Source organism: Streptosporangium sp. NPDC005286, from assembly GCF_040607515.1.
Taxonomy (GTDB): Bacteria; Actinomycetota; Actinomycetes; order Streptosporangiales; family Streptosporangiaceae; genus Streptosporangium.
In genome coordinates, this window is record NZ_JBEXGU010000044.1 from 1 (window position 1) to 24,176 (window position 24,176).

Sequence of the window (24,176 nt, forward strand, 5' to 3'; positions counted from 1 at the left end):
TCGCAGGAGTTTTCGAAGGACACCGGCTCCGGCTTGACGGTCATCGCCGGCGTTCCGGTCCAGTGAGCTGCTTTCGCTTCCTACGATGCCGCGCCCGCCGCCCGTCGTCTGCGCTGGCAGCACCCATTCGGGCCCCGTGCCAACGGCAGTCCCGGCATACCCGCTAACTGCAATGCGCCATCCGCGGCCTGCCGCCGCCCTGGACTCGTGACCGTGCGTTGTCTCGTCATCGACGACAGCGATCACTTCGAGCAGGTCGAAGGAAGCAGGCCCTACTGGACGGTGTCGTCGGTGCGGACCCAGCGGGTGAACGCCGCCCACTCGGCCGGAGAGAACACCAGCGCCGGACCCGACCGGTCCTTTTACCCGGCGACGCCGTCGCGAGCGTGGACGACTCCCCCACCCTCGGCGCGTTCGACACCGACCGTTCTCGCACCATCGAGTCGTTTCGCGGGCTCGCCGAACTCCACGTCGAGACGGCCTGTTTCGGGCGCGGTGACCCGCTCACCGACGAGGCGTCGAAGGCAGTGCGCGCGGCGGTGGCCCGGTTCCCGGCCTGAGCGACAGCCAGGAGAGGGGCACCCCCGACCTTTCTCCCGTCCGGCCGATTCGGCGCCGTCGGCTCGGGACACCCCGGAGAGCCACACTCTTCACTTAAGGTGATGAAGCAACTACAGAGAGTAGAGTGCGAAGGAAGGTGCGAACCACGGCACCGTGAAGTTCTCCAGGGGGGAAAATGCTTGCACGGGGGACCCGATCCCTTGCCATCCCGGCGGCGGTGCTGCTGGCCGTGGCCTTGGTGGGTGGCTGCGGCGACAACACGCCGGCCGACCTGAGGCCCGGTGCCATGGTGGCCACGACCTCGGCACCCGCCGCCCCACCGGCCGCCACGACCGCCCCACCGGCGGCGGATACCGACCAGGAGTACCCCTCCGAGGAGTGCCCGGCCGCCGGCAACGCCAAGAAGTTCGCCAAGACCCGCTTCGCGCTGCACGCGGGCCTCGCACTGGGAGCCTTCTACCGCTACATCTACCGACCACTGCGGAGCGGGGGCTTCAAGGCGGGGGCGGAGAAGCGGAAGCGGACCTTCGCGAAGGCGGCCGTGGCCGGTCTCTTCACCGTTCACGAGCTGAAGGTCGCCAAACGCTTCGCCCTGGCCAACCCGACGTTGTGCAAGGGTGTCACGGCGGTCACCGCCAGCTTCGACAGGCTGACCTCCAAGCTGAAGAACGGCACCGCCACCGAGGCCGACCTCGCCGCCACCAAGAACTCCTTCACCGGCCTGCAGCAGAAGGCGACACAGAACGGCTACGGCTTCAAGGAGAAGAACGTCACCGTCCCCGGCGCGAGCTGAGAGCACCACCGCCCCAGAGACCGAAAGACAGCGGAGGGACAGGATCAACCCAAGGAGGCTCGCGGAACACGGCCCCGCATCCGACACGCCGTGATCGGTAGGGTCGCGGCATGGAGAGCCAGAGCCGCGACCATGCCGAGGATGCCCGCGACGCGGTGGCCGAGCATCTGCCCGGCTACCGGGTCGAGACCGTCACACCGCTCGGTGAGGGCCAGGACAACATCGCGTACGAGGTCAACGGCGAGTTGATCGTGCGCTTCAGCAAGGAGCCGGATCCGGCGCGGCGGGCCGCGCTCGTGGAGCGCGAGGCCCGCCTCCTGGCCGCCGTCGCGCGCTTCTCCCCGGTGCCCGTCCCCGAGCCGCGGTTCACGGTCGCGGAGCACGGCTGCCTGGCCTACTTCAAGCTCCCGGGCCGGCCACTGCTCGGCCTGCCCATATCGGAGCGGCTGGCCCACGGCCCGTCGGTCGCCGCCACGCTCGGCGGCCTGCTCGCCGCCGCGCACGCCGTTCCGGTGGATCGGCTGGCCGGCCTGGTGGAGGTGGACGACCCGCCGCCGTCCGAATGGCTGGACGAGGCGGCGGAGAGCTACCCGACGATCTCCGGGGAGATCCCGGCGGCCCACCAGCAGGCGGTGCAGGCGTTCCTGGACACCCCGCCCCCGGACGGGGGATACACCCCGGTCTTCTCGCACAACGATCTGGGAATCGAGCACGTTCTCGTCGACCCGGCCACGGGTGCGGTGACCGGCGTCATCGACTGGAGCGACGCCGCGATCGTCGACCCGGCCTACGACTTCGGCCTGCTGTATCGCGACCTCGGCCCCACCGCCCTGGACGCCGCCCTCGGCGGCTACCGGCCCGGCGACGTCACCGCCCTGCGCGAGCGCGCCGTCTTCTACGGCAGATGCGGTCTCTTCGAGGATCTGGCGTACGGCCTCGAAACCGGCCAGGACGCCTACGTCGGCAAATCCCGCACCGCGATGGAGTGGCTCTTCCACTCGTAGAACGCCCCACCGGGGCTCCGGCGATCAGAACGGCGTATTCGCGGTTTCGCCGGTGAACGGCCACTCAGGACGCCGCCGGCATCCCGGTGCACGGGGAGCGGGCTCGGCGTCCGGGACCGCGAAAGATGTGCCGGTGACCGACGCCTTTGGCGGTCACGGCGAACACTTCAGATCAGATCAGGCCGAGGGAGAGCATCGCGTCGGCGACGCGCTTGAAGCCGTCGATGTTGGCGCCGGCCACGTAGTTGCCCGGCATGCCGTACTCCCTGGCGGTCTCCAGGCAGCGGCCGTGGATGTCCTGCATGATCTCCTGGAGGCGGCGCTCGGAGAACTCGAAGGTCCACGAGTCACGGCTGGCGTTCTGCTGCATCTCCAGCGCGCTGGTGGCCACGCCGCCCGCGTTGGCGGCCTTGCCGGGCCCGAAGGCGACACCCGCCTCCTGGAACACCCGGATGCCCTCCGGCGTGGTGGGCATGTTGGCGCCCTCGCCGACCGCGATGCACCCGCCGCGCACCAGCGACTCGGCGTCCTTGCCGGTGATCTCGTTCTGGGTGGCCGACGGCATCGCCACCTCGCACGGCAGCTCCCAGATGCTCCGCCCCGCCACGAAGGACACGTTGCCGCCGTGACGCTTGGCGTAGGCGTCCATCCGGAGGTGCTCGACCTGCTTGACCTGCTTGAGCAGGTCCAGGTCGATGCCCTTCTCGTCGACGACGTACCCCGAGGAGTCGGAGCAGGCGATCACCGTGCCGCCGAGTTGCTGCACCTTCTCGATCGTGTAGACGGCGACGTTGCCCGAGCCGGACACGATGACGCGCTTACCCTCGAAGGAGGTGCCGCGTGCCTTCAGCATCTCGTCGACGAAGAACGCGCAGCCGTAACCGGTCGCCTCGGTGCGGACCTGGGCGCCGCCGTAGCTGAGCCCCTTGCCGGTGATCACTGCGGACTCGTACCGGTTGGTGATGCGCTTGTACTGGCCGAACAGGTAGCCGACCTCGCGCTGGCCAACGCCGATGTCCCCGGCGGGGACGTCGGTGTACTCACCGATGTGCCGGTAGAGCTCGGTCATGAAGCTCTGGCAGAAGCGCATGATCTCGCGCTGGGAGCGGCCCTTCGGGTCGAAGTCCGAGCCACCCTTGCCCCCGCCGATCGGCAGGCCGGTCAGTCCGTTCTTGAAGATCTGCTCGAAGCCGAGGAACTTGACGATGCCCAGGTACACCGAGGGGTGGAAACGCAGTCCCCCCTTGTAGGGCCCGAGCGCGCTGTTGAATTCGACCCGGAAGCCACGGTTGATGTGGACCTCACCCTGGTCGTCCTCCCACGGCACCCGGAAGATGATCTGCCGCTCCGGCTCGCAGATCCGCTCAATGATCTTGGATTCGGCATACTCGGGATGCTTGCCGAGGACCGGTCCGATGCTCTCCAACACCTCGCGAACGGCCTGGTGGAACTCGATCTCACCCGGGTTGCGGCGCAGGACACTGTCGTAGATCGAGTCCAGTTTTTCGTGCAACATCACTTATCTTTCTGATCGCCAGCCCACACACTGTGGTCTAGACCTTATGAGACGCACTTCTCACACCTTTAACCGGCCCACGGTGAGAACTTCTTACCCCGCGAGAGGGACCCCGGATCAGCCCGGCGATGGACGACCCGGCGGGGACCCGCCGCCTACCTTCCTGGTTAAAAGGCCGCCCCGACCTCGCACGGGAAGAAAAACCATGTTCAAGGATTCAGCCGACTTCCGGCGCATCACATCAGGCCTGCTGCTGATCGTCGCCCCACTGCTCCAGGCCATCGCTGTCATCCTCGACCCCGGCACCTGGGGCGACGAGCGCGAAGCGGTCAGTTTCGCGGAAAATCCCGCCCTCGCCCAGGTCCAGTCGGTGATGTACCACTGGGCCTACCTGCTGATGGCCGTCGCGACCCTCGGCCTGCTGCATGTGATGCGCCGCCGCGCGGTGGTCTTCGGCCACATCGCCGGCTCGCTCACCGTCCTCGGCTACATCAGCGTGTCGGGCCTGCTCATGACCGACCCGGTGGAGTGGTGGCTCGGGCAGCGGAACACCCCTGAGCAGGCGCAGCAGATCCTCAACGAGATGCTGAACCTGCCCGGCGTCGTCTTCGGGTTCCAGATGCCCTGGCTGTTCTTCGCCATCTTCGGCCTGCCCGTCCTGGTGATCGGCGTCTGGCGGGCGGGATTCGCGCACTGGTGGGTGCCGCTCGTCGTCGGCATCGGCTACGGCGGCTCGATGCTGGTCCCGTACGGCCCGGTGACCGTCCCGCTGTGGACCGCCCCCGCGGTCGCGCTGGGCTGGCTCGGCGTCAAGATGATCCGGATGAGCCGCGAGGAGTGGATCTCCTACTACCCGACCGCCGCCCCCGGCCGCACCACTCCCGACTCGTACGCGAACACCACCGCTTGAGCCCGGTCCCGCAGACGGAGCTTCATCAGTACCCGTGCCACATGGGTCTTGACCGTGGCCTCACCGACAAAGAGCTTCCCCGCGATCTCGGAGTTGGTCAGGCCACGGGCCAGGGAGCGCAACACCTCCAGCTCGCGCGGGGTGAGGTCGGCCAGCTGCGGCGGGGGCGCGGGATCATGACGGCCCGCGAAGGAGGCGATGACGCGAGTGGTGACGGCCGGGTCGAGCAGGGCGTCCCCGGCGACGACGACACGAATGGCGTCCACCAGTTGCTCAGGCGGCGAGACCTTGAGCAGGAACCCGCTGGTCCCCGCACGGAGCGCGGCGTAGAGGTTCTCGTCGGTGTCGAAGGTGGTCAACATGACGATCTTCGGCGGTTCCGGCTGCCCCAGGAGCTGCCTGGCGGCGGTGAGGCCGTCCATACGGGGCATCGAGATGTCCATCAGCACGATGTCGGGCTTGGTGCGGCGGACCACGGCGATGGCCTCGACCCCGTCGGGGGCCTCGCCGACCACCTCCATGCCGGGTTCACTCTCCACGACGAGCTTCAGCCCGGCGCGGACCATCGCCTGGTCGTCGACGATCACGATACGGATGCTCACTTCTCCTCCTTCTTGCCAGGCGGCTCGGCGCCTCGTTTATGGTTTCGTCTGTCAACCGGCTCATCCGATCGGCTCACCGGCCGACACCTCCAGCGAGGCCGGCAGGGACGCGTGGACCCGGAAGCCACCTTCTGGACGCGGGCCGGCCTCGAAGGTGCCGCCGAAGAGCTCGGCGCGCTCACGCATGCCGATGAGGCCGTTGCCCGTCGACAGCGCGGAGGACGTCCCGCCGTTCCCACTCCCGTTCGTGACCTCCACCTCCACGGAGTCCCGGTGATAGGAGACCGTGATCCGGATCTCGGACTCTCCGGCGTGCTTGACCGCGTTGGTGAGGGCCTCCTGGGCGATGCGATAGATCGACAGATCCAGCCCGGGTGCCAGCCGCACCACCTCCCCCCGTACGTCGAGGGTGACCCGCAGCCCGGAGTAGACGAGCGAGTCCACGGTGCCGGACAGCAGGTCCAGGCCGGGCTGCGGGATGCTCTCGTCCAGGGGCATACGCAGCGCGCCGAGCATGACGCGCAGCTCCTCGACCGCCTCGCGCCCCATCCGTTCGATGCCCAGCAGTGCCTCGTCGTCCCCGCCTCGCGAGCGGCGGAGCACCCCGGCCTGCATGACCATCATGCTGACGCTGTAGGCGACCACGTCGTGCAGCTCGCGAGCGATGCGGGCTTTCTCCCGCGCGACGGCCTCGGCGGCCTCGCGTTCCCTGTCACGTTCCAGGCGAACGGCCTGCTCAGCCAGGCTGCGTACCCGGGCGACATAGGCGTGCAGGGCGAGGCCGGTGAGGTAGGCGGCGCCGAAGAGGACGGGCAGGAAGACGACCTCCTCCAAGGGGAGCCGGCGGTGGTCGACGGCACCGGAGCCGAACGCCAGGATGCCGGTGATGGCCCAGGCGAGCCCGGGCCTGAAGGGGAGCTCGGCACCGACTGTGTGGAAGACGATCAGCAGGGAGGCGAGCTGCCAGGTCTGACAGTGTTCGTACCCCTGCCGGTGCCAGACATACTGGGCAAGGATCATCAGGATGAACACGGCGACCGGCGACCGGCGCCGGAACCACACGAGCACGCCGGTGACGAGCGCCTGGCCGACCCACCACAGCTCGGGCGTCTCGGTCGCGCCGTACTCGGTGGCGACGGTGAACGCCTCCAGCGTGCCGAGGGCGACGATCACGGCGCCGATCAGCAAGTCGGACTTCGGCACCGCGCGCAGGTACCGAAGGGGGGAGAGGAGAACCGCCATGCGGGGAGACTAAAGCTTGGTGACCGTCTTGCCCATAGGACAAAACACCCGGACAAGTCGATCGCAAGTGGAACACAAGTCAACGGATCAGAACACCGGGAATGAGACGCTCCGCACGAATCGATTGGCGGTCGCGTTGTCGCACCTGCCGGACGCGCAGAAGTAGATGATGAGGGCCGGTTCATCCGGCCGCTCGACGACCCAGCCGGTGAACTCGAGCTGGCCACCGCGCTGCGGGTCGGCGATCGTCCCCTGCAACCGGATGGCCGGCTGCCCGCCCACGCTCACCTGGACGACCTGGGGGAAGACGTTGACCGTGCCGGGAAGCGAGGACTGCATCGTCTCCTGCAGCTGCTTGGCGCCGCTGCGCGGGTCGAGGGTGTCGAGCGTCTGCGCGTAAAGGCCGCCGGCGTCCTGGGGATCGTCCTTGATGATCTCGTTCACGGTCGCCCAGTCGGCGGTGACGGGCGTGGCGAACAGCGCCCGGAACTGCTCCACCCTCGGCGAGGCCACCACGAACACGTCGGCGTGCGGTTGGAGGGTCCAGGTGCCGGGATGCTGGAAGGCGACCGGCACCGCGGCCGAACCTTCGTACGCCACCCAGGTGTCGCCACCGCGCAGGAACGTCGCGAGCATCGCCACCAGCGCGACGATCGCCGTGATCGCCACTGCGGCGCCGATGAGGATGCCCTTCCCGCCGGATCTGGGCCTGCTCGGCTCCTGTCGCCTCGTGGGCACCGTCGTCGGTGCGGTGGGGGAAGCCTGGGTGAGCTGGTACGGCTGGCCGGCACCGCTGATCGCGTCACGCAGCTCGGCGACGAACTGGCCGCAGGTCTCGTAGCGCTGCTCGGGCGACTTGGCCAGGGCCCGCATCATGACGCCGTCGACCTCGAGCGGCAGCTCGGGGCGGAGCGTGGTGAGCGGGGTGGGGGTCTCGGCGAGGTGTGCCCAGAGCAGGGCGATCTCGTTGTCGCGCTGGAAGGGCAACCTCCCGGCCAGCGCCTCGTAGACCACGCAGGCCAGGCCGTACTGGTCGCAGCGGCCGTCGATGTGCTCCTTGTTGATCTGCTCGGGCGACATGTAGCGGGGGGTGCCGATGAACTGGTTGGTCTGGGTCAGCCCGGAGATCGAGGTGCGGTGCTTGGTGATGCCGAAGTCGGTGAGGTAGGCGTGGTCGCCCTCGGTGTGGGCGGCGATCAGGATGTTGGCCGGTTTGACATCGCGGTGAACCAGGTCGTGGGCGTGCGCGGTGTCGAGCGCGGCGGCCACCTGGGCGAAGGTCCGGTTGACCTGGCTGACCGGCATCGGGCCCCGGTCGTAGAAGAGCTTGCGCAGGTCGGGGCCGTTGACGTAGCGCATCGCGATGTAGAGGGTGCCGTCGGCGGCGGTGTCGGCCTCGTAGATCGGGATGATGTTGGGGTGGTCGATGCTCGCGACGGTGCGCGACTCCAGCACGAAACGCTGGCGGAACCGCTCGTCCTCACCGAGGAGCGGGTTGAGGATCTTCAGTGCCACCCGGCGGTTGAGCCTGGGGTCGACCGCGAGGTAGACCACGGCCATGCCGCCCTTGCCGATGATGTCCTCGATCTGGTAGCCGGCCACTTCCCGGCCGATCAGCGCCCTGTCGTTCACTGCCATCACGTCTTGGCCGGCTGGCCGCAGTAGCCGCAGAAGCTGTGCGCGGGGCCCAGCCGCATCCCGCAGCCCGTGCAGTACTTCTGCACTGTCGTCTCGGCGGGTCTGGGGTCCGGAGCGGTGCTGGAACCCGGATCGCGCGCCACCAGCACCGGCTGGCCGGGCGAGGTCGAGGAGATCTTGGGCAGGGCGGGGAAGGAACGGCCGACCACGATCGTGGAGTCGACCTGCTCGTCGAAGGCCGATCTCGCCTGCACGGGCGGCGGGTTCAGGGGGGGAGACAGGGTGGGGGGCAGGGGGTCCGCGAGCAGGCTCGGCTCCGGTTCCGGTTCGGAGCGTCTGCGGCGCCAGAGCAGGATCGCGGCGACCAGCACCACCAGCACCAGCAGGCCGCCTCCGACCAGGAACGGCCACAGCGGCGCGCCGCCGGGCGCGTCGGTGGAGGCGGCCGCCCTCTTGGTGCCCTCGTCCTCTGCGGTGCCGCGCTTGGCCTGGGACGTCTTCAGGTGCGCGGCGGCCACGGTGTGGCCCGGGTAGAGGTCCAGCACCCGCTGGAAGGCGGGGACGGCGTCACCGTAGTAGTGGGTGTGGAAACGGGTCAGCGCCTGCTCGAAGGCGGCGTCGATCGGGCCACGGGCGGGCGCGACGTCCGCCTCGGCCAGGGCCTTGGTGACCTCGCGGATGCCGATCATCCGGGCGTCCTTGCCACCGCCGAGCAGCAGGCCGACGACCTCGCCCTTCTTGTCCTCGATCACCGGGCCGCCGAGCAGCCCCTTGTCGACGAGCGCGCCCAGCTTCTCCGGCTCGTTGACCTTGTTCTCCGGGTCCTTGAACTGCCGGCCGCCCTCACCGGCGCCGCCCGCCCGGAGGTGGGCGATGTCGACGGTCTCCGGCAGGTTCGCGGCGGGCCGCCCGGTGAACCCGGCGACCGCCACCGGTGAGTTGTCCTTGGCGGGCACCTCGGCGGCGAGCGGGGCGGTGGGCAGGCCCGCGCTCCCGTCGGCGCGGCCGACGGGCTTCAGCACCGCCGGGCTGTCGGGCTTGTCACCGGGGCGGACGATCTCGGCCCTGAACCCCTCCGTGTCGGCGGGGGAGATGTTGGGGAAGACCTTGATCTCCGTGGTGACGTCGATGATGCAGGTGGCGGTGGGCTGCTTGGGCGGGTAGCACTCCTGCAGGTGGTGGTTGAGCAGGTCGTCCTTGAGCTTGTGCCGCTCGAAGTCCGCGGGGATCTTGACCTTGTGGTGCTCGGCGAAGATCTTGTTGGCGGCGTAGATCCGGACGTCCAGGTCGTTCTTGACCACCCGGGTGAGGGTGACCATGCCCCCGTCGGGGTTGATCACCGTGCCGGTGCCGCTGCCGATCGGCACCTCGTAGGAACGCTCCACGTGGACCAGCTCGCCGATGTGGTCAAGGAGCGTGATGTCCACGCGTGCCGTGGCCTCGATCCTGACCACCGCGGGGGTCACCAGATCGGTGATCCCGCTGGGGTGCTCGTGAGCAAGAGCGGGCGCCATCCCGGCGACCGCCAACAGGAGGCCTCCGAACACCGCCACCGCCGAACCGAACCGCCGCATCGCCACTCCCTACAGGGGATAGGACAAGGGTCGCAAACCAGAGTGAATAAGTGAACCGCTCAGGCCCGAGGGCTTGACTTTCTTTCCGCCGTTACCTGCACCTGATCACGAGACGGATATCTCCACCCCGTCTTCACCATCACCACTCAGGCACCGACCATGCCTTTCACCATGCCCACCCCCGTTGCGGACAGTTACGCAAAGTCTAATCCTGACCGGGCCCCGGCGCGACAATGTATACCGCGCGAGGACCGGTTCCCTCATCTCGCCCAATGGCCCGCGGTCGCACCGAATCCAATGGGACGGAAGCCCCATAATTCGATATTTCCATCTAATACGCGATAAAGGGGATAAAGCTCTCGTGGCTTCTCATGCGCCCGAGGAGGCTCCTCCCGTACGCGGGCAGACGGCCCGCGAATTCGAAAACGCGAGAAGAGCGGGCGCCGCACGGAAGACGAGGGTCACCGGGCCACGGGCGAGCCGATCACCCGGAGGCGGGCCCCCGGCAGACCCCATGGACAAGCGCTTGCTAGGGAAATAGCCTGCCCTTCGTGGGCGGGCGAGCGGACGTGGGGCCTGCCCCCGCGCCGCGACGGGCCACCCGCCCGGAGCACCGGACGATCAGACGGGGAGAGCCGTTGAGCCACTCGATCGGGGTCGACGTCGGAGGGACGTTCACGGACGTGGTGCTCCGCGGGCCGGATGGTGAGATCAGCGTCGCCAAGTGCCTGAGCACCCACGACGACCCGGCCGACGGCATCGTCACGGGCATCACCGCCGCGCTTGGCCACAGGGACCCCTCCCTGGTGACCAGGGTCGTGCACGCGACCACGCTGGCCACCAACGCCGTGCTCGAACGCAGAGGCGTCCGCGTCGCCTATGTCACGACCAGGGGTTTCCGCTCGGCGATCCCCCTGGGCCGCTACGCGCGGGTCGAGGAGGACCGCTACGACCTCCGCTTCGCCCCTCCCGCGCCGCCGGTCGCCGCCGGTGACTGCTTCGAGGTGCCCGAGCGGGTGAACGACCGGGGCGAGGTGCTCGAACCGCTCGACGAGGCGGCCGTGGCCCGCGTCGGCGAGGAGATCGCGCGGCGGGGTGTCACCGCGGCCGCCGTCTGCCTGCTGCACTCGTACGCGAACCCCTCGCACGAGCGGCGGGTCGCCGAGATCCTCCGGCGCGTCGTGCCGACCGTGGTGATCTCCTCGGAGGTCTGGCCGGAACTGCGCGAGTACGAGCGGGCGACCACCACGATCATGTCCGCGTACGTCGGGCCCGTCATGGCGGGATACCTGCGGCGGCTGACCGCTCGGCTGGCCGGCATCGGAATCACCGCGCCGGTGCACGTCATGGACTCGGGCGGCGGCGTGATGTCCGCCGAGCTGGCAGCCCGGCGGGCCGTGGCCACCATCGAGTCCGGACCCGCGGCCGGGGTGCTGGCCGCCGCCGCGTCCGGCCATCCGGACGTCATCTCCTTCGACATGGGCGGGACCACCGCCAAGACCTGCGTGATCAGGAACGGCGAGCCGGAGATCACCCACGAGTTCCACGTGGGCGGCAAGGGCAGCTTCGGCGGGCGCAGGGCCGGGACCGGGGTGCCGGTCAAGACCCCGGCCATCGACCTGGCGGAGGTGGGGGCCGGAGGAGGCAGCATCGCGTGGGTGGACCCGGCCGGCACCCTGCGGGCAGGCCCGCGCTCGGCCGGTTCGGAACCCGGCCCGGCCTGCTACGGCCTGGGCGGCGACGAGCCGACGGTGACGGACGCCAACCTGGTACTCGGTTACCTCGATGCCGCCTCGTTCGCCGCCGGGACGATGTCGCTCTCCCTCGACCTCGCGGAGAAGGCGGTCGACCGCCGCCTGGCCGGTCCGCTCGGGGTCTCCCGCGCCGAGGCGGCGCACGCCGTCCACGAGATCGCCAACGCCTCGATGGGGTCGGCGGTCCACGTGGTGACGGTACAGCGGGGCATCGATCCCCGAGGGTTCGTCATGGTCGCCTTCGGCGGCGCGGGCCCGATGCACGCGGCCAGGGTCGCCTCCCGCTTCGGCATCTCCACGGTGGTCGTCCCCGCGCACTGCGGGGTCGGCTCCGCAGCCGGCCTGCTGGCCGGCGACCTGTCCACCGACCGTGTCCTGTCCGCCCCGGGTGCCGATCCGGTGCGGGTCTTCGCCATCCTGGCCGAGGCCGCCGCCGCCGACCTGAACGTGACTCTCGGCTCCCCCGGTGTCTCGGTCACCCGCTCGGCCGACGTCCGCTTCACCGGACAGGCCCACGACCTGACCGTGCGGTGGAGCGACTCCCCCGCCGAGCTGGCCGACCGCTTCTTCGCGAGATACCGGCAGGTGTACGGCATCGAACAGCGGGGCCCCACCGAGGTCGTCAGCTACCGCGTCCGCGTCACCCAGACCGCCCGGCACCCCCTTACCGACGCCGTGCCCGCGCCTCCCCCTCCCCGCGCCTCGCCCGGAGCCCGGGAGCCGGGTGGGCCGCGCCCGGCGGCTCACGGTGCTTCCGATGTCTCCGAGGTGCGGCGGGCCGCGTACTTCCCCGAGCTGGGCGGGTACGTACAGGTGCCGGTGCTCACCAGGGCGACCCTGCGCGAGACGGAGGGACCGGCGATCGTCGAGGACGCCGAGGCGACGATCGTGGTGCCACCGGGCTGGACGGCCAGGCTCGCGGACGACATGGCGGTAATCCTCACCGAGGGCGGAACAGCATGACACCGGAACCCTCGACGGCGCACGCGCGGTCCTCGCGAGGAGGCCTCACGAAGGGTCCTCACGAGGGGGCGAGCCGGTTGACGGCGGAGACGCTGACCGCGCAGGTGCTGCGGAACGCGCTGGTGGTGGCGGCCGAGGAGGCGAGCATCGTGGTGGTGCGCTCGGCCTACTCGACGTTCATCGTCGAGGGGTCCGACGCCTCGGCGGCGATCCTCGACGCGAGTGGGCGTCTGGTCGCGCAGTCGATGGCGACCACGCTCATGAACAGCATGGCACTTAAGGTCGCGCTGCCCGAACTACTGAAGGACATCCCGGCCCCCACCATGCGGCCCGGTGACGTGTTCGTGCTCAACGACGCCTACCGGGGCGGGGTGCACACCAACGACCTGCTCGTCTACCGGCCGGTCTTCGTCGCCGGCGAGCCCGCCTACTTCACCGCGACGATGATCCACGTCTCGGACCTCGGCGGCCTGTCCGCGGGCGGCATGGCCCCGCTCGCCACCGACATCTTCCTTGAGGGCCTGCAGCTCCCCCCGGTCCTGCTGGCCACCGCGCGCGGCGTGGAACCGGCGATCGAGGCGATCCTGCGGGCCAACAGCCGCACCCCTGACAAGGTCATGGGCGATGTGCGCGCGCTCGTCGCGGGCACCGCGGTCGCCGCGGCCAGGATCGAGGCGCTGGCCGGCGAGTACGGCCCTGCAGGGCTCGCCCGGGGGATCGACGACTATCTCGACCACACCGAGACGCTGACCCGCGCGGCCCTCCTCGCCCTGCCCGCCGGGCGCTACGAGGCGTCCTACCCGATCGACGACGACGGCATCGACCTCACCACCTCGCACACCGTCAGGGTCGCGGTCACCCTGGCCCCCGGTGCGGGAGCCGTACTCGACTTCGACGGCACCGACCCCCAGGTCCCCGCGGCGATCAACTCCTCCTCGTCGCAGTCGCTGGCCGCCGCCGTGTTCGCGATGCGCTGCTTCCTGGACCCGTCCATCGCGATGAACGACGGCTGCCTGCGGGCGATCGAGGTGCGGCTGCCACCCGGCTCGCTGCTCAACGCCCGCTCGCCCTATCCGTGCGGTGGCCGGTTCGTGCCCATCTACGCGGCGATGGAGGCCGTCTTCCAGGCGCTGTCGGACGCGATGCCCGAACGCGCCATCGCGGCGAGCGGCATCCTGCAGCCCTTCTCCATCGCGGCCGTCGGGGCGCCGTACTGGATCCACCTGTCGTACGACTTCGGCGGGGTCGGTGCCCGGCAGGGCAAGGACGGCCCGGACGCGACCGGCGTGCACTTCGGCATCGGCCGCAACTCGGTACCCCAGGTCGAGCCGGTCGAGACCCGCTGCCCGCTCGTCGTGGAGTCGGTGGAGACCGTCCCCGACTCCGGCGGCCCCGGCAGGCACCGGGGCGGCCTCGGCTCCCGCACGGTGATCCGCTTCCTGGCCGACGCCCACGTCACCACCCGTGGCGACCGGCTGCGCAACGCCCCGCCCGGACGCTCCGGCGGCCTGCCGGGCCGGCTCGGCGGCTTCTACCTGCGGCGCGCGGACGGCTCGCTGGAACGCCTCGACTCCAAGGTGAACAACGTCCGGTTCAGCGCGGGCGAGGCGTTCGTGATCGAGACGACCGGCGGCGGCGGCATCGGCTCCCCCTGCGATCGTCCCGTCGAGGAGGTCCTCGCCGACCTCGACACCGGCCGCGTCACCCCGCACGGCGCCCTCGCCGACTACGGCGTCACCGTCAGGGACGACGGCACGGCCCTGCGCGCGGAGAACTGACATGCGCGGGTCCGGACGGGCGTCCCCGGTTAAGGCGCCGCCCGGCCCCGCGGAGGGCTTGCCTCGCTCAGCCCCGAGGCTGCAGCAGCACGGCGGGATCGAAGGAGACCTCGAAGGGGGCGAAGAGGGGCGCGACCTCTCCCGCCTCGTACTTTTCTGCGGCTTTGTACTCGTCACCGGCGAGTTCGTGGACGTGGACGGACGGACCGTCGGACAGCTCGACCCGCCAGTAGGCGGGAATGCCCGCCGCGGCGTAGGCGGCTCTCTTGAGGTGACGGTCGCGCGCCTGGGTGCTCGGGCTGACCAACTCGACGGCCAGGAGGATGTCATGCGGTGCGAACATCAGCCCCCTCTCGTCGACGGCCTCCGTCGGCACCACAACAAGGTCAGGGATGAAGAAGTCACGGCTACTCACCCGGAGGTTTACCTCCTGCAGCGGCTGGAACTCTGGAGGCGCAGCGTCTTCGAGAATGCGCGCGAGACGCAGACTCGCGTATTGATGCAGGGGGACAGGGGAAGCACTCACCAGCAGGCTCCCGTTGAAGAGCTCGTAGCGGTTCCCGTCGTCGGGAAACTTGAGCAGGTCGTCGACAGTGAACGGCGGCTCTCCTTGGAGAACCGTCCGCCTGGTCGTCGGCTCCTTTGTTGCCATCGCGGTCACCTGCTCAGTATCGGGAGTTTGGCCCTCGCCCACATGCCACTTCCCGCAATTCTCTTACTTTAAGTAGTCAACACATCACGGTTCGCCCACTGCTGGGCACCCTGGCGGACGGCGGTGTGGACGGCACGGGCGATGCGGGCGCCCCAGGTGGAGCGGGGGCCGCCGAAGAGTTCCTCCGGGCCGTGCTCGGGGACCGCCACGCAGACGGCGTCGGAGGCGGTCCCGGTACCGGGGAAACCGACCTCCAGCAGGGCCTGGGTCTTGGCCTCGGTCACCGTCATGACCGTGTTGACCAGGGCGGCGTCGCTCATCGCGACCGGTACGGCGACGACGATGTTGATCGTTCCCGGCAGGTACGCGGGGGCCAGTTCGGGGTCCGGGACACCCTCGGGGGCGGCGGCCCAGGTGGGGACGCGCAGGCCGACGGTCGCCATGACCTCCACTCCCCCGTCGGCGGCCCGGGTGAAGTGGTCGACGGAGGCGGCGGTGAGCATGCCGACACCGGAGCCGGGCGGGGCGAGTTCCAGCAGGTGCTCCACCGGGTCCATCCGCGAGTATCCACCGACCACCTGCGCGTTGAGCGCCCAGGCGGCCGGGCCGATGCCGCCGCCGACCATGGCCGAGGAGATCGCCCGCCACCCGGGGCCGAACTCCCAGAGCAGCGAGGCCAGCCGGGCCCCGTCCTCCTCACGATGGCTCAGCCGCAAAGAGACCTCGCGCGAACCGTCTCGGACGTCCGGCTGGATCTCGGGCCCGCCCAGTAGGGCTCCGGACGAACCTCGCACCCGCTCGGGAAGGCTCGGGGGAATCTCGGACCCGGTCAAGGACGCTCCAGGTGGACCTCAGGCCTGCCACCGGGGCCGGTGGCGACGCGGACGCGGGCCTCGAAGTGCTCGCCGATCAGCTCTCCGGTCAGCACCTCGGCCGGGGCGCCGGAGGCGGCCACCCGGCCGCCCGAGAGCAACATCATCGAGTCAGCGTACTGGCCGGCCAGGCTCAAATCATGCAATGTCGTGACGACGGTTAGTCCGTCGGCCAGCCGGAGCCGGTCCACGAGCTCCAGCACCTGCTGCTGATGTCCCAGGTCGAGGGCGGTGGTGGGCTCGTCGAGCAGGAGCACCGGGGCCTGCTGGGTCAGCGCCCTGGCGAGCACCACGCGCTGGCGCTCGCCTCCGGACAGATGGCCGAGCCGCCGACCCGCGAGGGGTGACAGGTCCAGCCGCTCCAGCACCGACGCGGTCACCTCGCGGTCGCGGCGGCCCTCGCGGCCCAGGTAGGGGATGTACGGGGTACGCCCGAGCAGGGCGTAGTCGAACACCGTCATGTCGACCGGCAGCGCCGGGGACTGCGGGGCATAGGCCAGCAGCCTGGCCCGGTCCCTGGGCCGCAGCCGTCTGATCGGCACGTCGTCGACGAGCACCTCGCCCTCGCAGGGCAGCACCCCGGCCAGGGCGCGCAGCAGCGTGGACTTGCCCGCGCCGTTGGCGCCGATGACGGCCAGCCAGCCGCCGTCCCTGACGTCGAGCCCGACGCCGGACAGCACGGTCCGCCGGTCCAGCACCACCGACAGGTCACTCACCGCGAGGCGGCTCACCGGATCTCCCCTCCGCGCGGCGCACGGGCCACGGCCGCCCGCTCCCCGTGCACACCTGCCGGAACGGTCGTGTGCTCCTCGTACGGACGGGCCCGGACGCTCATGTCTCCACCCGGCGGGTCATGCGCAGTACGGCGACGAAGAACGGCGCGCCGAAGAAGGCGGTCACCACCCCGATGGGCAGCTCGGCGGGGGCGAGCACGGTCCTGGCGATGAGGTCGGCGAGGACCAGGAAGGCGGCCCCGCCGATCAGCGAGATCGGCAGCACGACCCGGTACGAGGAACCGGTCAGGCGGCGGACCACGTGCGGCACGACGATGCCGACGAAGCCGATCAGCCCGCTGACCGCGACGGCCGCCGCGGTGGCCAGGGAGGCGGCGAACAGCACAACGAGGCGGACCCTGGCGGCGTTCAGGCCGAGGGTGACCGCCTCGTCGTCACCGACCGAGAGCACGTCGAGCAGCCTGCCGTGCAGCAGCATGACCGTCACCGAGACGACCGCGTACGGGGCCACCAGCGTGACCTGACTCCAGCCGCCGCCGACGTTGCCGAGGATCCAGGCGTAGATGCGCTGGAGCTCCTCCACCCTGAGCTGCTGCAGGAACGTCTGGATCGCGGTGAGGAAGGAGGTGACCGCCACGCCCGCGAGGACCAGCGTGGCGGTGCCGCCGCCCCGGCCCGCCGCGTTGCCCAGCGCGTAGGCGAGCAGGACACCGCCGACGGCGCCGACGAAGGCCGCGGCGGGGATGCCGATCGCCCCGCCGTCGCCCTTGGTGAAGACGATCGCCGCCGTGGTCGCCAGACCGGCGCCCGCCGCGGCTCCCAGCAGGTAGGGGTCGGCCAGCGGGTTGCGGAAGACTCCCTGGTAGCCGGCTCCCGCGACGGCCAGCAGGCCGCCGACGATCGCGGCGAGCAGGACCCTGGGCAGCCGTATCTCGGCCAGCAGGCTCAGTTCGACCGGGGCCAGCCCGGAGTCGGCCGAGACGAACGGCAGCCAGTCGAGCAGTTGGATCAGCACACTGCGCGGCGCGATGTCCGCGGCGCCGACCAGCAGCCCGGCGAGCATGCTCGCCAGGAGCAGGGCCACGGCCGCGACCGTCACCGCCGGGCTGAGCCGGGCCGCCTGCCCGCCCGCGACACCGGCCTTCCGAGCCGCACCGGCGCCGGGCGGGAACGGCTCCTTCCCGGCGCCCGGGCGGGACGGCTCCGAGGTGCCGGTACCGGAGGGGAACGGCTCCCGCACGGCACCGGCAGGAGACGGTTCCGGCATGTCGGTGCCCAGGCGGAGCAGCCCCGACGTACCGGTGGCGGGAGTGGCCGTGTCAGGAGGAGACGGTTCCGGCCGGGTACGGGACGGTGCTGAGGTGGCGTTGCCCGCCTTCGGGGTGCCGGAGTCGCGGAGCGGCCCGTCCGTGCCGCCGCCGGAGGAGCGGGGGAGATCTGTCAACTAGCTGGCCGCGGCCTTCTGCACGGCCTCGCCGACCTGCTTGGCGAGGTCCACGACGCGCGGCCCCCAGCGGGAGGCGATGTCGTCGTCGAGGAGGATGACCTGGTCGTTCTTGATGGCCGACAGCTTGGACCAGCCCGGGCGCTTGGCGAGGGTGTCCTTCGACTGGCCGCAGCACTTGGTGTCGGCCAGGAAGACGAGGTCGGGGTCGGCCTGCGCGACGAACTCGGCGGAGAGCTTGGGGTAGCCACCCGCCGCGTCGGGGGCCTTGTCGGCGATGTTGGTCAGGCCGAACAGCCCGTAGATCTGGCCGATGAAGGTGGTGGAGGTCGCCGCGTAGGGGGTGACGTCCAGCTCGTGGTAGTAGGTGAGCTTCGCGTCCTTCGGTGCGGCGGCGGCGAGCTCGTCGATCTGCTTCTTCATCTGCGCGGCGAGTTCGGTGGCCCGCTCGCCGTTTCCGGTGGCGGCACCGAGGTCGGTGATCTGGTCGTAGGTCTCGTCGAGTTTGGTGGCGGCGGGCTCCAGCAGCACCGGTACGCCGACCTTGCCCAGCGCGGCCACGATGCCGTCGATGTCATCGGAGAGCACGACCAGGTCCGGCTTCTGGGCGATGATCGCCTCAACGTTCGGCTTGAAACCGGACAGCTCGCTCTTCGGCGCTTCCGCGGGGTGGTTGGACTGGTCGTCCACCGCGACGACCTGTGATCCCGCGCCGATCGCGAACAGGCTCTCGGTGGCGGCGGGCGAGAGCGAGACGATCCGCTCGGGCCTGCTCTCGATGGTGACGGAGCCGTTGCCCGCCTCGACGGTGACCGGGAAGCCCGCCGCCGAGGGAGTCGCGGCGGCACTTGCGGAGGCGGTGGAAGGCGAGGTCGCGGGGGAGGTCTGGCCGCATCCGGCGAGGGTCAGTGCGGCGAGCAGGGCGCCGGCGAGGGCGCTGCGTACGGGCCTCAAGGGAGGTCCTTTCAGTTACCGGAACCGAGGGACCCAGGCAAGGACGGGTCACCCTTTTCCACGAGGGTCGGCGTCGACGACGCGGCGGAGGCGACCTGGCTCGACCCACGAGGGGCCATGACAGTTGCGGGACAGCGCCGGACTCACACCGGACTTCGCTCACACCACGCGTTGGACGAACGCTATCAACTCCCCCGAACAGCCTCTATGCCGAGGTTCCGGACGGACCGCTCTGTGGCTCCCCGGGTAGGCCGCCCCGGAGGGACCGCCCGCCGAACATCCGGACCCGCCCTCCAGGCACATCGCCACCGACGAGCCGTCCCGCCGGCAGGCCGCGGCTCCGGAGGGACCGTCCGCCAAGCCTCCAGGCGCCGTCCCTCTGGCCGGCCGCGCGCGTAGGGAGCCGCTCGTCCGGCGGGCCGTCGTTCAGCAGGGGCGCCTCTCAGCCGAGTTGCTCCTCGGCGGCGGCGATGATCTCCTGCAGGCGCAGGCCGTGCGCGGCGTCCAGGGGGTGGCCGCCACCGCGCCGCACGGTCCGCTCGAACTCCATGAGCATGAGGGAGAAGACGTCGGAGCCCAGCCGGGTGTCGTCCATGGTCTCCCGGCCGAGGCGGCCGTAGATCTCGACATCGGAGGGCGGGCTCTCACCTGGCACGCTCATGCACAGCGACGCCTCGCTGACCGCGCCGGTCTCGTGCTCCAGCAGCAGGCCGACCCAGCCCAGCGGGTTGCCGTGGGCGCGGACCCCGGCGACCCTGCCGAGCGCGGCGTCCAACATGTCGATCATGTGCGGGCCGACGTCGAGGATCGCGCCGCGCTCCAGTCGCCAGGAGGTGGCGAAGGCTCCGCCGAGCATCGCCCCCGAGATGTTGGCCGCCCGGCCGCCGAACGGCTCGATGGCCGAGACTCTGGCCAGGAAGGCCCGGGTGGCGGGCGAGTAACGCCAGGTGAGGACCATCTGCGAGGCCACGCCCGCCTCGGCGACCGCCTCGGCCAGCCGCCGTGCGCCGTCCAGATCGGCGGCGAGCGGTTTCTCCAGCAGCAGTGCCTTGCCCGCCTTGGCGGCGAGCACGCCGAGCTCCGCCTGGACGGCGGGCGGCACCGAGAACGCGACCGCCTCGCAGTTGTCGAAGAGCTCCTCGATCCGCTCGAAGACCGGAGCACCGAACCTGGCCGCGGCCTCGGGGCGACGGGCCCACACCCCCGCCAGACGTGTGTTCGGACCAGCCGCCAGCATCGGCGCGTGCACCATCTCGGCCCACGGTCCGGCACCTACCAGACCCACAGATAACGTCACGGATCCAGTTTCGCACGCTCCCAGGCCCTGATCGCGTGCTCCGGACGGTGCGCCGTCGTCCCGCTGTCGACCACGATCGTCTGGCCGGTCACGCACCGCGCCTCGTCCGAGGCGAGGAACGCGACCAGCGCCGCCACGTCGTCCGGCTCCGCCGCCCAGGGCAGCAGGCGTTCGGCCGCCTTCTCCGCCAGCCGCCGCGGGGACATCGCCGCGCGCGCCGCGTCGGTCATGACGAGGCCGGGGGCGACCGCGTTGCAGCGGATGCCGCGCGAGCCGTACATGGTGGCGACATAGCGGGTGAATCCGGTCAGGGCCGCCTTGGACGCCCCGTAGGCCGCGTGGTCGGCGTCGCCCACCAGCCCGGACACCGACGAGGTCAGCACGATCGCGCCGCCGTCACGCATCGCGGGGACCGCGTGCTTGACCATGAGCATCGCCCCTCGCAGGTTGACGGCCATGGTGCGGTCCCAGACCTCGACGTCCAGGTCGAGCAGGTCCTGGTCGCGGCCGTAGACGTCGCGGTCCAGACAGGCGGCGTTGGAGTGCAGCACGTCCAGCCCGCCGAACGAGCCGATCAGCTGCGCCACGGCCGCCTTCACCTCCTCCTCGTTCGACACGTCGCAGTGCAGCGCGCACGCCGTACCGCCGCGGGCCCTGATTCCCGAGGCCACCGAGCGCGCGCCCGCGGCCCACAGGTCGGCGACCCCGACGCAGGCGCCCTCGGCGGCCAGCCGGCGCGCGGCCGCCGCGCCGATTCCCGAGGCGGCGCCGGTGACCAGCGCCACCCGGCCGTCGAAGCGCGTCACCATTCCACGTTCAGCGCGGTCAGGCCCCGCCCGACCAGCGACGTGCGGTAGGTGACGGGCGGTCCGCCGGATGCCAGGCGGAGCCCCGGCAGGCGGCGGCCCAGCACCTTCAGCGCGGTACGGAGCTGCAGGCGGCCGAGCGCTGCTCCCACGCAGAAATGGATGCCGTAGCCGAGCGTCATGTGCGCGTCGGCGTTGCCGCGGTCGATCCGGAACTCGTCCGGCTCGTCGAAGACGCGCTCGTCGTGGGCCGCGGAGTCGGTGGAGAGCAGGCAGAGCGAGCCCTTCGGGATGGTCACGCCGTGCATCTCCACATCGACGGCGGCGTACCTGAAGGAGCCGAGGCTGGCGCCGTCGATGCGCATGCACTCCTCCACCGCGTTCTGCACCAGCTCGGGCGGCACCGGCCAGATCTCCTCGCGCAGCAGCCTGAACACGCTGTTGCCAAGCTGGTTGGGCACGGTGTCGTTGCCGCCGAGCAGGATCGTGGAGATCAGCTCGACGACCTCGCGGTGCGACAGCTCGGTGCCGATCAGCGAGGTCATCAGCGAGACGAAGTCGTCGCGCGGCTCGGCGGCGCGGGAGGCGACCAGCTTGTCGACGTAGTCGAGGTAGGTCAGGAAGCTCTCGGCCAGCACCAGCTGGCGCTCGGGCGGCTGCGGCGACAGGAAGAGCTGGAACCAGTCCTTCACGTGCTCCTTGACGAAGGCCTCGTCCTCCTCGGGGACGCCGATGAAGCGGGCGGTGAGCTTGACCGAGGGCACGTGCGCGATCTCCGCGACCAGGTCTCCCCCGCCACTCGGGATCACCCGGTCGAGCACCTCCTCGTTCAGGTCGCGGAAGCGCTGTTCCATCGCGGCGACGGCGCGCGGGGTGAAGGCGCGCGAGACCGAACGGCGCAGCCGGGTGTGGGTGGGCGGGTCGACGTTGGCCACGAAGCTGGACAGGAACGAGCCGTGCTCGCCCAGCACCCGCCTGGTCTCGTCGGCGAGGCTGCGGGAGATCGTCAGCGAGCCCTCGGAGGAGAAGCGCCTGGGGTCGCCGTAGGCGGCGCGCACGTCCTCGTGCCGGCTGATGACATAGGCGCCCAGGTGCTCGCTGTAGAACACCGGACGCTCGTCGCGGAGCCTGCGCAGGAAGTCGTAGGGCGCGGCGACGTGCCAGGCCGCGCTGACGTCGAAGTCCTCAGCGGTAATCATGACCTGCCTCTCGGTACGGCTCGCGCCGGGCGAGGATCTGGCGGGGGTTGGCGATGAGCATCAGGTCGATCTGCTCGGAGGTGACGCCTCGCCTGCGGAGCTCGGGCAGTACGTCCCTGGAGATATGGAGCAGGTGGTAGTTGGGGTGTCGTTGCCGTACGACGTCGGCGTCGAAGCGATCGTTGAAGCAGTAGGAGTCGTGGGACAGGACCATCCGGTCCGCGTGGCCGCGCGCGGCGAGTTCGGCGACGATCGCCACCCGGTTCTCGAACGAGCTGATCGTCTCGATACCGAACCTGTCCATGCCCAGGTAGGAGCCGTTCGCGATGAGTTCTTCCAGGTAGGTGACATCTGTTGCGTCTCCGGCGTGCCCGATGACGACCCTGGAGAGGTCCACGCCCAGCCGTGCCAGCAGCTTCTGCTGCTCCAGGCCGCCGCCCGAGGCGCTGTGCGAGTGGGTGGAGATCGGCACCCCGGTCTCCAGGTGCGCCTCGGCGACCGCGCGGAAGACCCGCTCACAGTTGGCGGTCATGCCGAGGTGGTCGGTGGCGCACTTGAGGATGCCGGCCTTCACACCGGTACGGCCGATCCCCTCGGTGATGTCCCTGACGAAGAACTCGGCCAGCCGGTCGGCGCCGCCGAACAGCGAGCCCGGCCCGCGGTTGCCGAAGTAGGGCGGGAGCGCGTCGTAGGTGTAGAGGCCGGTGGCGACCACGATGTTGACCTCGGTCAGCTCGGCCACCCGTTGCACCGCGGGCACGTAGCGGCCCAGGCCGACCACGGTCAGGTCGACCACCGTGTCGATGCCGTGCCGTTTCAGGTCGTTCAGCTTGGCCGCCGCCTCGCGGGCGCGGGTTTCGAGGTCCCAGCCCTCGGGGATGTCCGGCCAGTTCCACAGGATCTCCGGGCTGAGCCCGAAGATGTGCTCGTGCATGAGCGTCGCGCCCGGGTCCCCGATGGGGCCGGTGATCGTCTCGATGCTCGGGGCGGGGTTGTCACTCATGTCCGGTCACCACTCCTCGCTCGTCGCCGGCCCGGTCACGCGTGCGCGACGACGGGGAACCTCGGGTGTTCGAACGGCTGGTTGACCGTCAGTCCCAGACCGTCCGTCTGCCTGTACGGCGTCCCGGTGTAGAGCGCGTCCGCGTCGAAGTAGGTGACCGTGAACGACAGCCTGGCGCTGTCCCTGCGGTTGGCGGCCGCCCCGTGGACGGTCAGCGCGTGGTGCACCGTCGCGTCCCCGGCCGCGAGGTCCAGCGGCGGTGAGATCTCCAGCTCCTTCAGCCACGGGTGCTGGCTGAGCTGGTCGTCACCGTCCCTGGCGAAGGAGCGGCCCAGCAGGCCGTAGCGGTGGGAACCGCACAGGAACCGGAGCGAGCCCATGTCCGCGGGCACGTCCACCAGGGCCAGCCAGACGGTGAGCATGGCCGAGCGGTCCATCGGCATCCACGGGAAGTCCTGGTGGAACTCGGTGGCGCCGTGCCCGCCGTCCGGCTCCTTGATCAGCAGGTTGGTCACCTGGATCCGTACCCCGGCCACCCCGTGCAGCAGCCTGGTGGCGCCGCGGCCGAGAGCCGGGGCGAAGGCCAGGTCCCGGAAGTGCTCGTCGGTCTCGGCGATGTCCCTGGACTGGCCGAACGCCTGGTCGACCTTGGAGATGACCGCCCGCGAGCGTTCGGCGAGGTGTTCCCGGGCACGGTCGCGGAGCAGGGCCACGTAGCCGCCTTCGACCAGGCGTGGCAGCCTTACCCAGCCGTTGTCCGCAAAGAAGGCGACCTCGTCGTCGGTCACCTCGCGGACCAGGTTGTCGTCAGCCATTGGCTCAGTGTCGAACCTCACACCCACTAAAGCAAGCGCTTGGTAATAACAGTCGCCTTTCCGTG

21 protein-coding genes and 1 pseudogene are annotated in these 24,176 nt (G+C 70.4%); 6 read left to right on the plus strand and 16 right to left on the minus strand.

What is annotated here, in order from left to right:
• Window positions 1–272: 272 nt before the first annotated feature.
• Window positions 273–356: pseudogene (locus ABZU75_RS18270) on the minus strand (DUF397 domain-containing protein); the annotation flags it as partial.
• A gap of 30 nt (window positions 357–386) precedes the next feature.
• Here ABZU75_RS18270 and ABZU75_RS18275 point away from each other — a divergent pair.
• The 3 genes from ABZU75_RS18275 to ABZU75_RS18285 all read left to right on the plus strand — a co-directional run bounded on the left by ABZU75_RS18275 (window position 387) and on the right by ABZU75_RS18285 (window position 2,358).
• Window positions 387–560, plus strand: a complete 174-nt coding sequence (locus ABZU75_RS18275; RefSeq protein ID WP_355555340.1) for a hypothetical protein — start codon at window positions 387–389, stop codon at window positions 558–560.
• A 176-nt stretch (window positions 561–736) separates the two neighbouring features.
• On the plus strand, window positions 737–1,354 hold the full coding sequence (locus ABZU75_RS18280; protein WP_355555342.1) for a hypothetical protein: 618 nt from the start codon (window positions 737–739) through the stop codon (window positions 1,352–1,354).
• A gap of 110 nt (window positions 1,355–1,464) precedes the next feature.
• A complete protein-coding gene (locus ABZU75_RS18285; RefSeq protein ID WP_355555344.1) occupies window positions 1,465–2,358 on the plus strand; it encodes a phosphotransferase in 894 nt (297 codons plus the stop codon).
• Between the two features lie 172 nt (window positions 2,359–2,530).
• Here the strand turns inward: ABZU75_RS18285 and gdhA are convergent, their stop codons facing one another.
• The gene (gene gdhA / locus ABZU75_RS18290; protein ID WP_355555346.1) at window positions 2,531–3,874 is read right to left on the minus strand and encodes an NADP-specific glutamate dehydrogenase; all 1,344 of its coding nucleotides are present in this window, start codon (window positions 3,872–3,874) and stop codon (window positions 2,531–2,533) included.
• Between the two features lie 205 nt (window positions 3,875–4,079).
• On the opposite strand from gdhA, the gene ABZU75_RS18295 reads away from it, so the two are divergent.
• Window positions 4,080–4,784, plus strand: coding sequence for a hypothetical protein (locus tag ABZU75_RS18295; RefSeq protein WP_355555348.1), 705 nt, complete (start codon window positions 4,080–4,082; stop codon window positions 4,782–4,784).
• Here the strand turns inward: ABZU75_RS18295 and ABZU75_RS18300 are convergent.
• The 4 genes from ABZU75_RS18300 to ABZU75_RS18315 all read right to left on the minus strand — a co-directional run bounded on the left by ABZU75_RS18300 (window position 4,724) and on the right by ABZU75_RS18315 (window position 9,840).
• Window positions 4,724–5,386 (minus strand): response regulator transcription factor, encoded by a 663-nt coding sequence (locus ABZU75_RS18300; protein WP_355555350.1) that lies wholly within the window; start codon window positions 5,384–5,386, stop codon window positions 4,724–4,726. The genes ABZU75_RS18295 and ABZU75_RS18300 overlap by 61 nt on opposite strands.
• Before the next feature lie 60 nt (window positions 5,387–5,446).
• Window positions 5,447–6,628 carry a sensor histidine kinase gene (locus tag ABZU75_RS18305; protein ID WP_355555352.1) on the minus strand — a complete coding sequence of 394 codons (1,182 nt, stop codon included), beginning with the start codon at window positions 6,626–6,628 and terminating at the stop codon, window positions 5,447–5,449.
• 87 nt (window positions 6,629–6,715) lie between these two features.
• Entirely contained in the window at window positions 6,716–8,266 is a 1,551-nt protein-coding gene (locus ABZU75_RS18310) for a serine/threonine-protein kinase (protein ID WP_355555354.1), read from the minus strand.
• Window positions 8,266–9,840: a hypothetical protein gene (locus ABZU75_RS18315; RefSeq protein ID WP_355555356.1), complete on the minus strand. Its 1,575-nt coding sequence runs from the start codon at window positions 9,838–9,840 to the stop codon at window positions 8,266–8,268. Before ABZU75_RS18315 ends, ABZU75_RS18310 begins: the two co-directional genes overlap by 1 nt.
• Window positions 9,841–10,478: 638 nt before the next feature.
• On the opposite strand from ABZU75_RS18315, the gene ABZU75_RS18320 reads away from it, so the two are divergent.
• Complete coding sequence (locus tag ABZU75_RS18320) at window positions 10,479–12,557, plus strand: hydantoinase/oxoprolinase family protein (RefSeq protein ID WP_355555358.1); 2,079 nt, start codon at window positions 10,479–10,481, stop codon at window positions 12,555–12,557.
• Window positions 12,558–12,634: 77 nt separating this feature from the next.
• Entirely contained in the window at window positions 12,635–14,335 is a 1,701-nt protein-coding gene (locus tag ABZU75_RS18325) for a hydantoinase B/oxoprolinase family protein (RefSeq protein ID WP_355555360.1), read from the plus strand.
• A gap of 67 nt (window positions 14,336–14,402) precedes the next feature.
• On the opposite strand, the gene ABZU75_RS18330 is transcribed toward ABZU75_RS18325, so the two are convergent.
• From ABZU75_RS18330 to ABZU75_RS18375, 10 genes are all read right to left on the minus strand, one after another.
• A complete protein-coding gene (locus ABZU75_RS18330) occupies window positions 14,403–14,987 on the minus strand; it encodes a Uma2 family endonuclease (protein ID WP_355555433.1) in 585 nt (194 codons plus the stop codon).
• 68 nt (window positions 14,988–15,055) lie between these two features.
• Complete coding sequence (locus ABZU75_RS18335; RefSeq protein WP_355555435.1) at window positions 15,056–15,703, minus strand: adenosylcobinamide amidohydrolase; 648 nt, start codon at window positions 15,701–15,703, stop codon at window positions 15,056–15,058.
• A 113-nt stretch (window positions 15,704–15,816) separates the two neighbouring features.
• Window positions 15,817–16,590, minus strand: coding sequence for an ABC transporter ATP-binding protein (locus tag ABZU75_RS18340; RefSeq protein ID WP_355555362.1), 774 nt, complete (start codon window positions 16,588–16,590; stop codon window positions 15,817–15,819).
• A gap of 100 nt (window positions 16,591–16,690) precedes the next feature.
• Entirely contained in the window at window positions 16,691–17,860 is a 1,170-nt protein-coding gene (locus ABZU75_RS18345) for an iron ABC transporter permease (protein WP_355555437.1), read from the minus strand.
• Between the two features lie 177 nt (window positions 17,861–18,037).
• Window positions 18,038–18,991, minus strand: coding sequence for an ABC transporter substrate-binding protein (locus ABZU75_RS18350; RefSeq protein WP_355555364.1), 954 nt, complete (start codon window positions 18,989–18,991; stop codon window positions 18,038–18,040).
• A 442-nt stretch (window positions 18,992–19,433) separates the two neighbouring features.
• The gene (locus ABZU75_RS18355) at window positions 19,434–20,288 is read right to left on the minus strand and encodes a Gfo/Idh/MocA family oxidoreductase (RefSeq protein ID WP_355555366.1); all 855 of its coding nucleotides are present in this window, start codon (window positions 20,286–20,288) and stop codon (window positions 19,434–19,436) included.
• Window positions 20,285–21,097 (minus strand): SDR family oxidoreductase, encoded by an 813-nt coding sequence (locus ABZU75_RS18360; protein WP_355555369.1) that lies wholly within the window; start codon window positions 21,095–21,097, stop codon window positions 20,285–20,287. The genes ABZU75_RS18355 and ABZU75_RS18360 overlap by 4 nt, the downstream gene beginning before the upstream one ends.
• Window positions 21,091–22,293: a cytochrome P450 gene (locus tag ABZU75_RS18365; RefSeq protein ID WP_355555371.1), complete on the minus strand. Its 1,203-nt coding sequence runs from the start codon at window positions 22,291–22,293 to the stop codon at window positions 21,091–21,093. Before ABZU75_RS18365 ends, ABZU75_RS18360 begins: the two co-directional genes overlap by 7 nt.
• Window positions 22,280–23,296, minus strand: coding sequence for a phosphotriesterase-related protein (locus ABZU75_RS18370; RefSeq protein WP_350915008.1), 1,017 nt, complete (start codon window positions 23,294–23,296; stop codon window positions 22,280–22,282). Before ABZU75_RS18370 ends, ABZU75_RS18365 begins: the two co-directional genes overlap by 14 nt.
• 35 nt (window positions 23,297–23,331) lie before the next feature.
• On the minus strand, window positions 23,332–24,111 hold the full coding sequence (locus ABZU75_RS18375; protein WP_355555374.1) for a phytanoyl-CoA dioxygenase family protein: 780 nt from the start codon (window positions 24,109–24,111) through the stop codon (window positions 23,332–23,334).
• Between the last annotated feature and the right edge of the window lie 65 nt (window positions 24,112–24,176).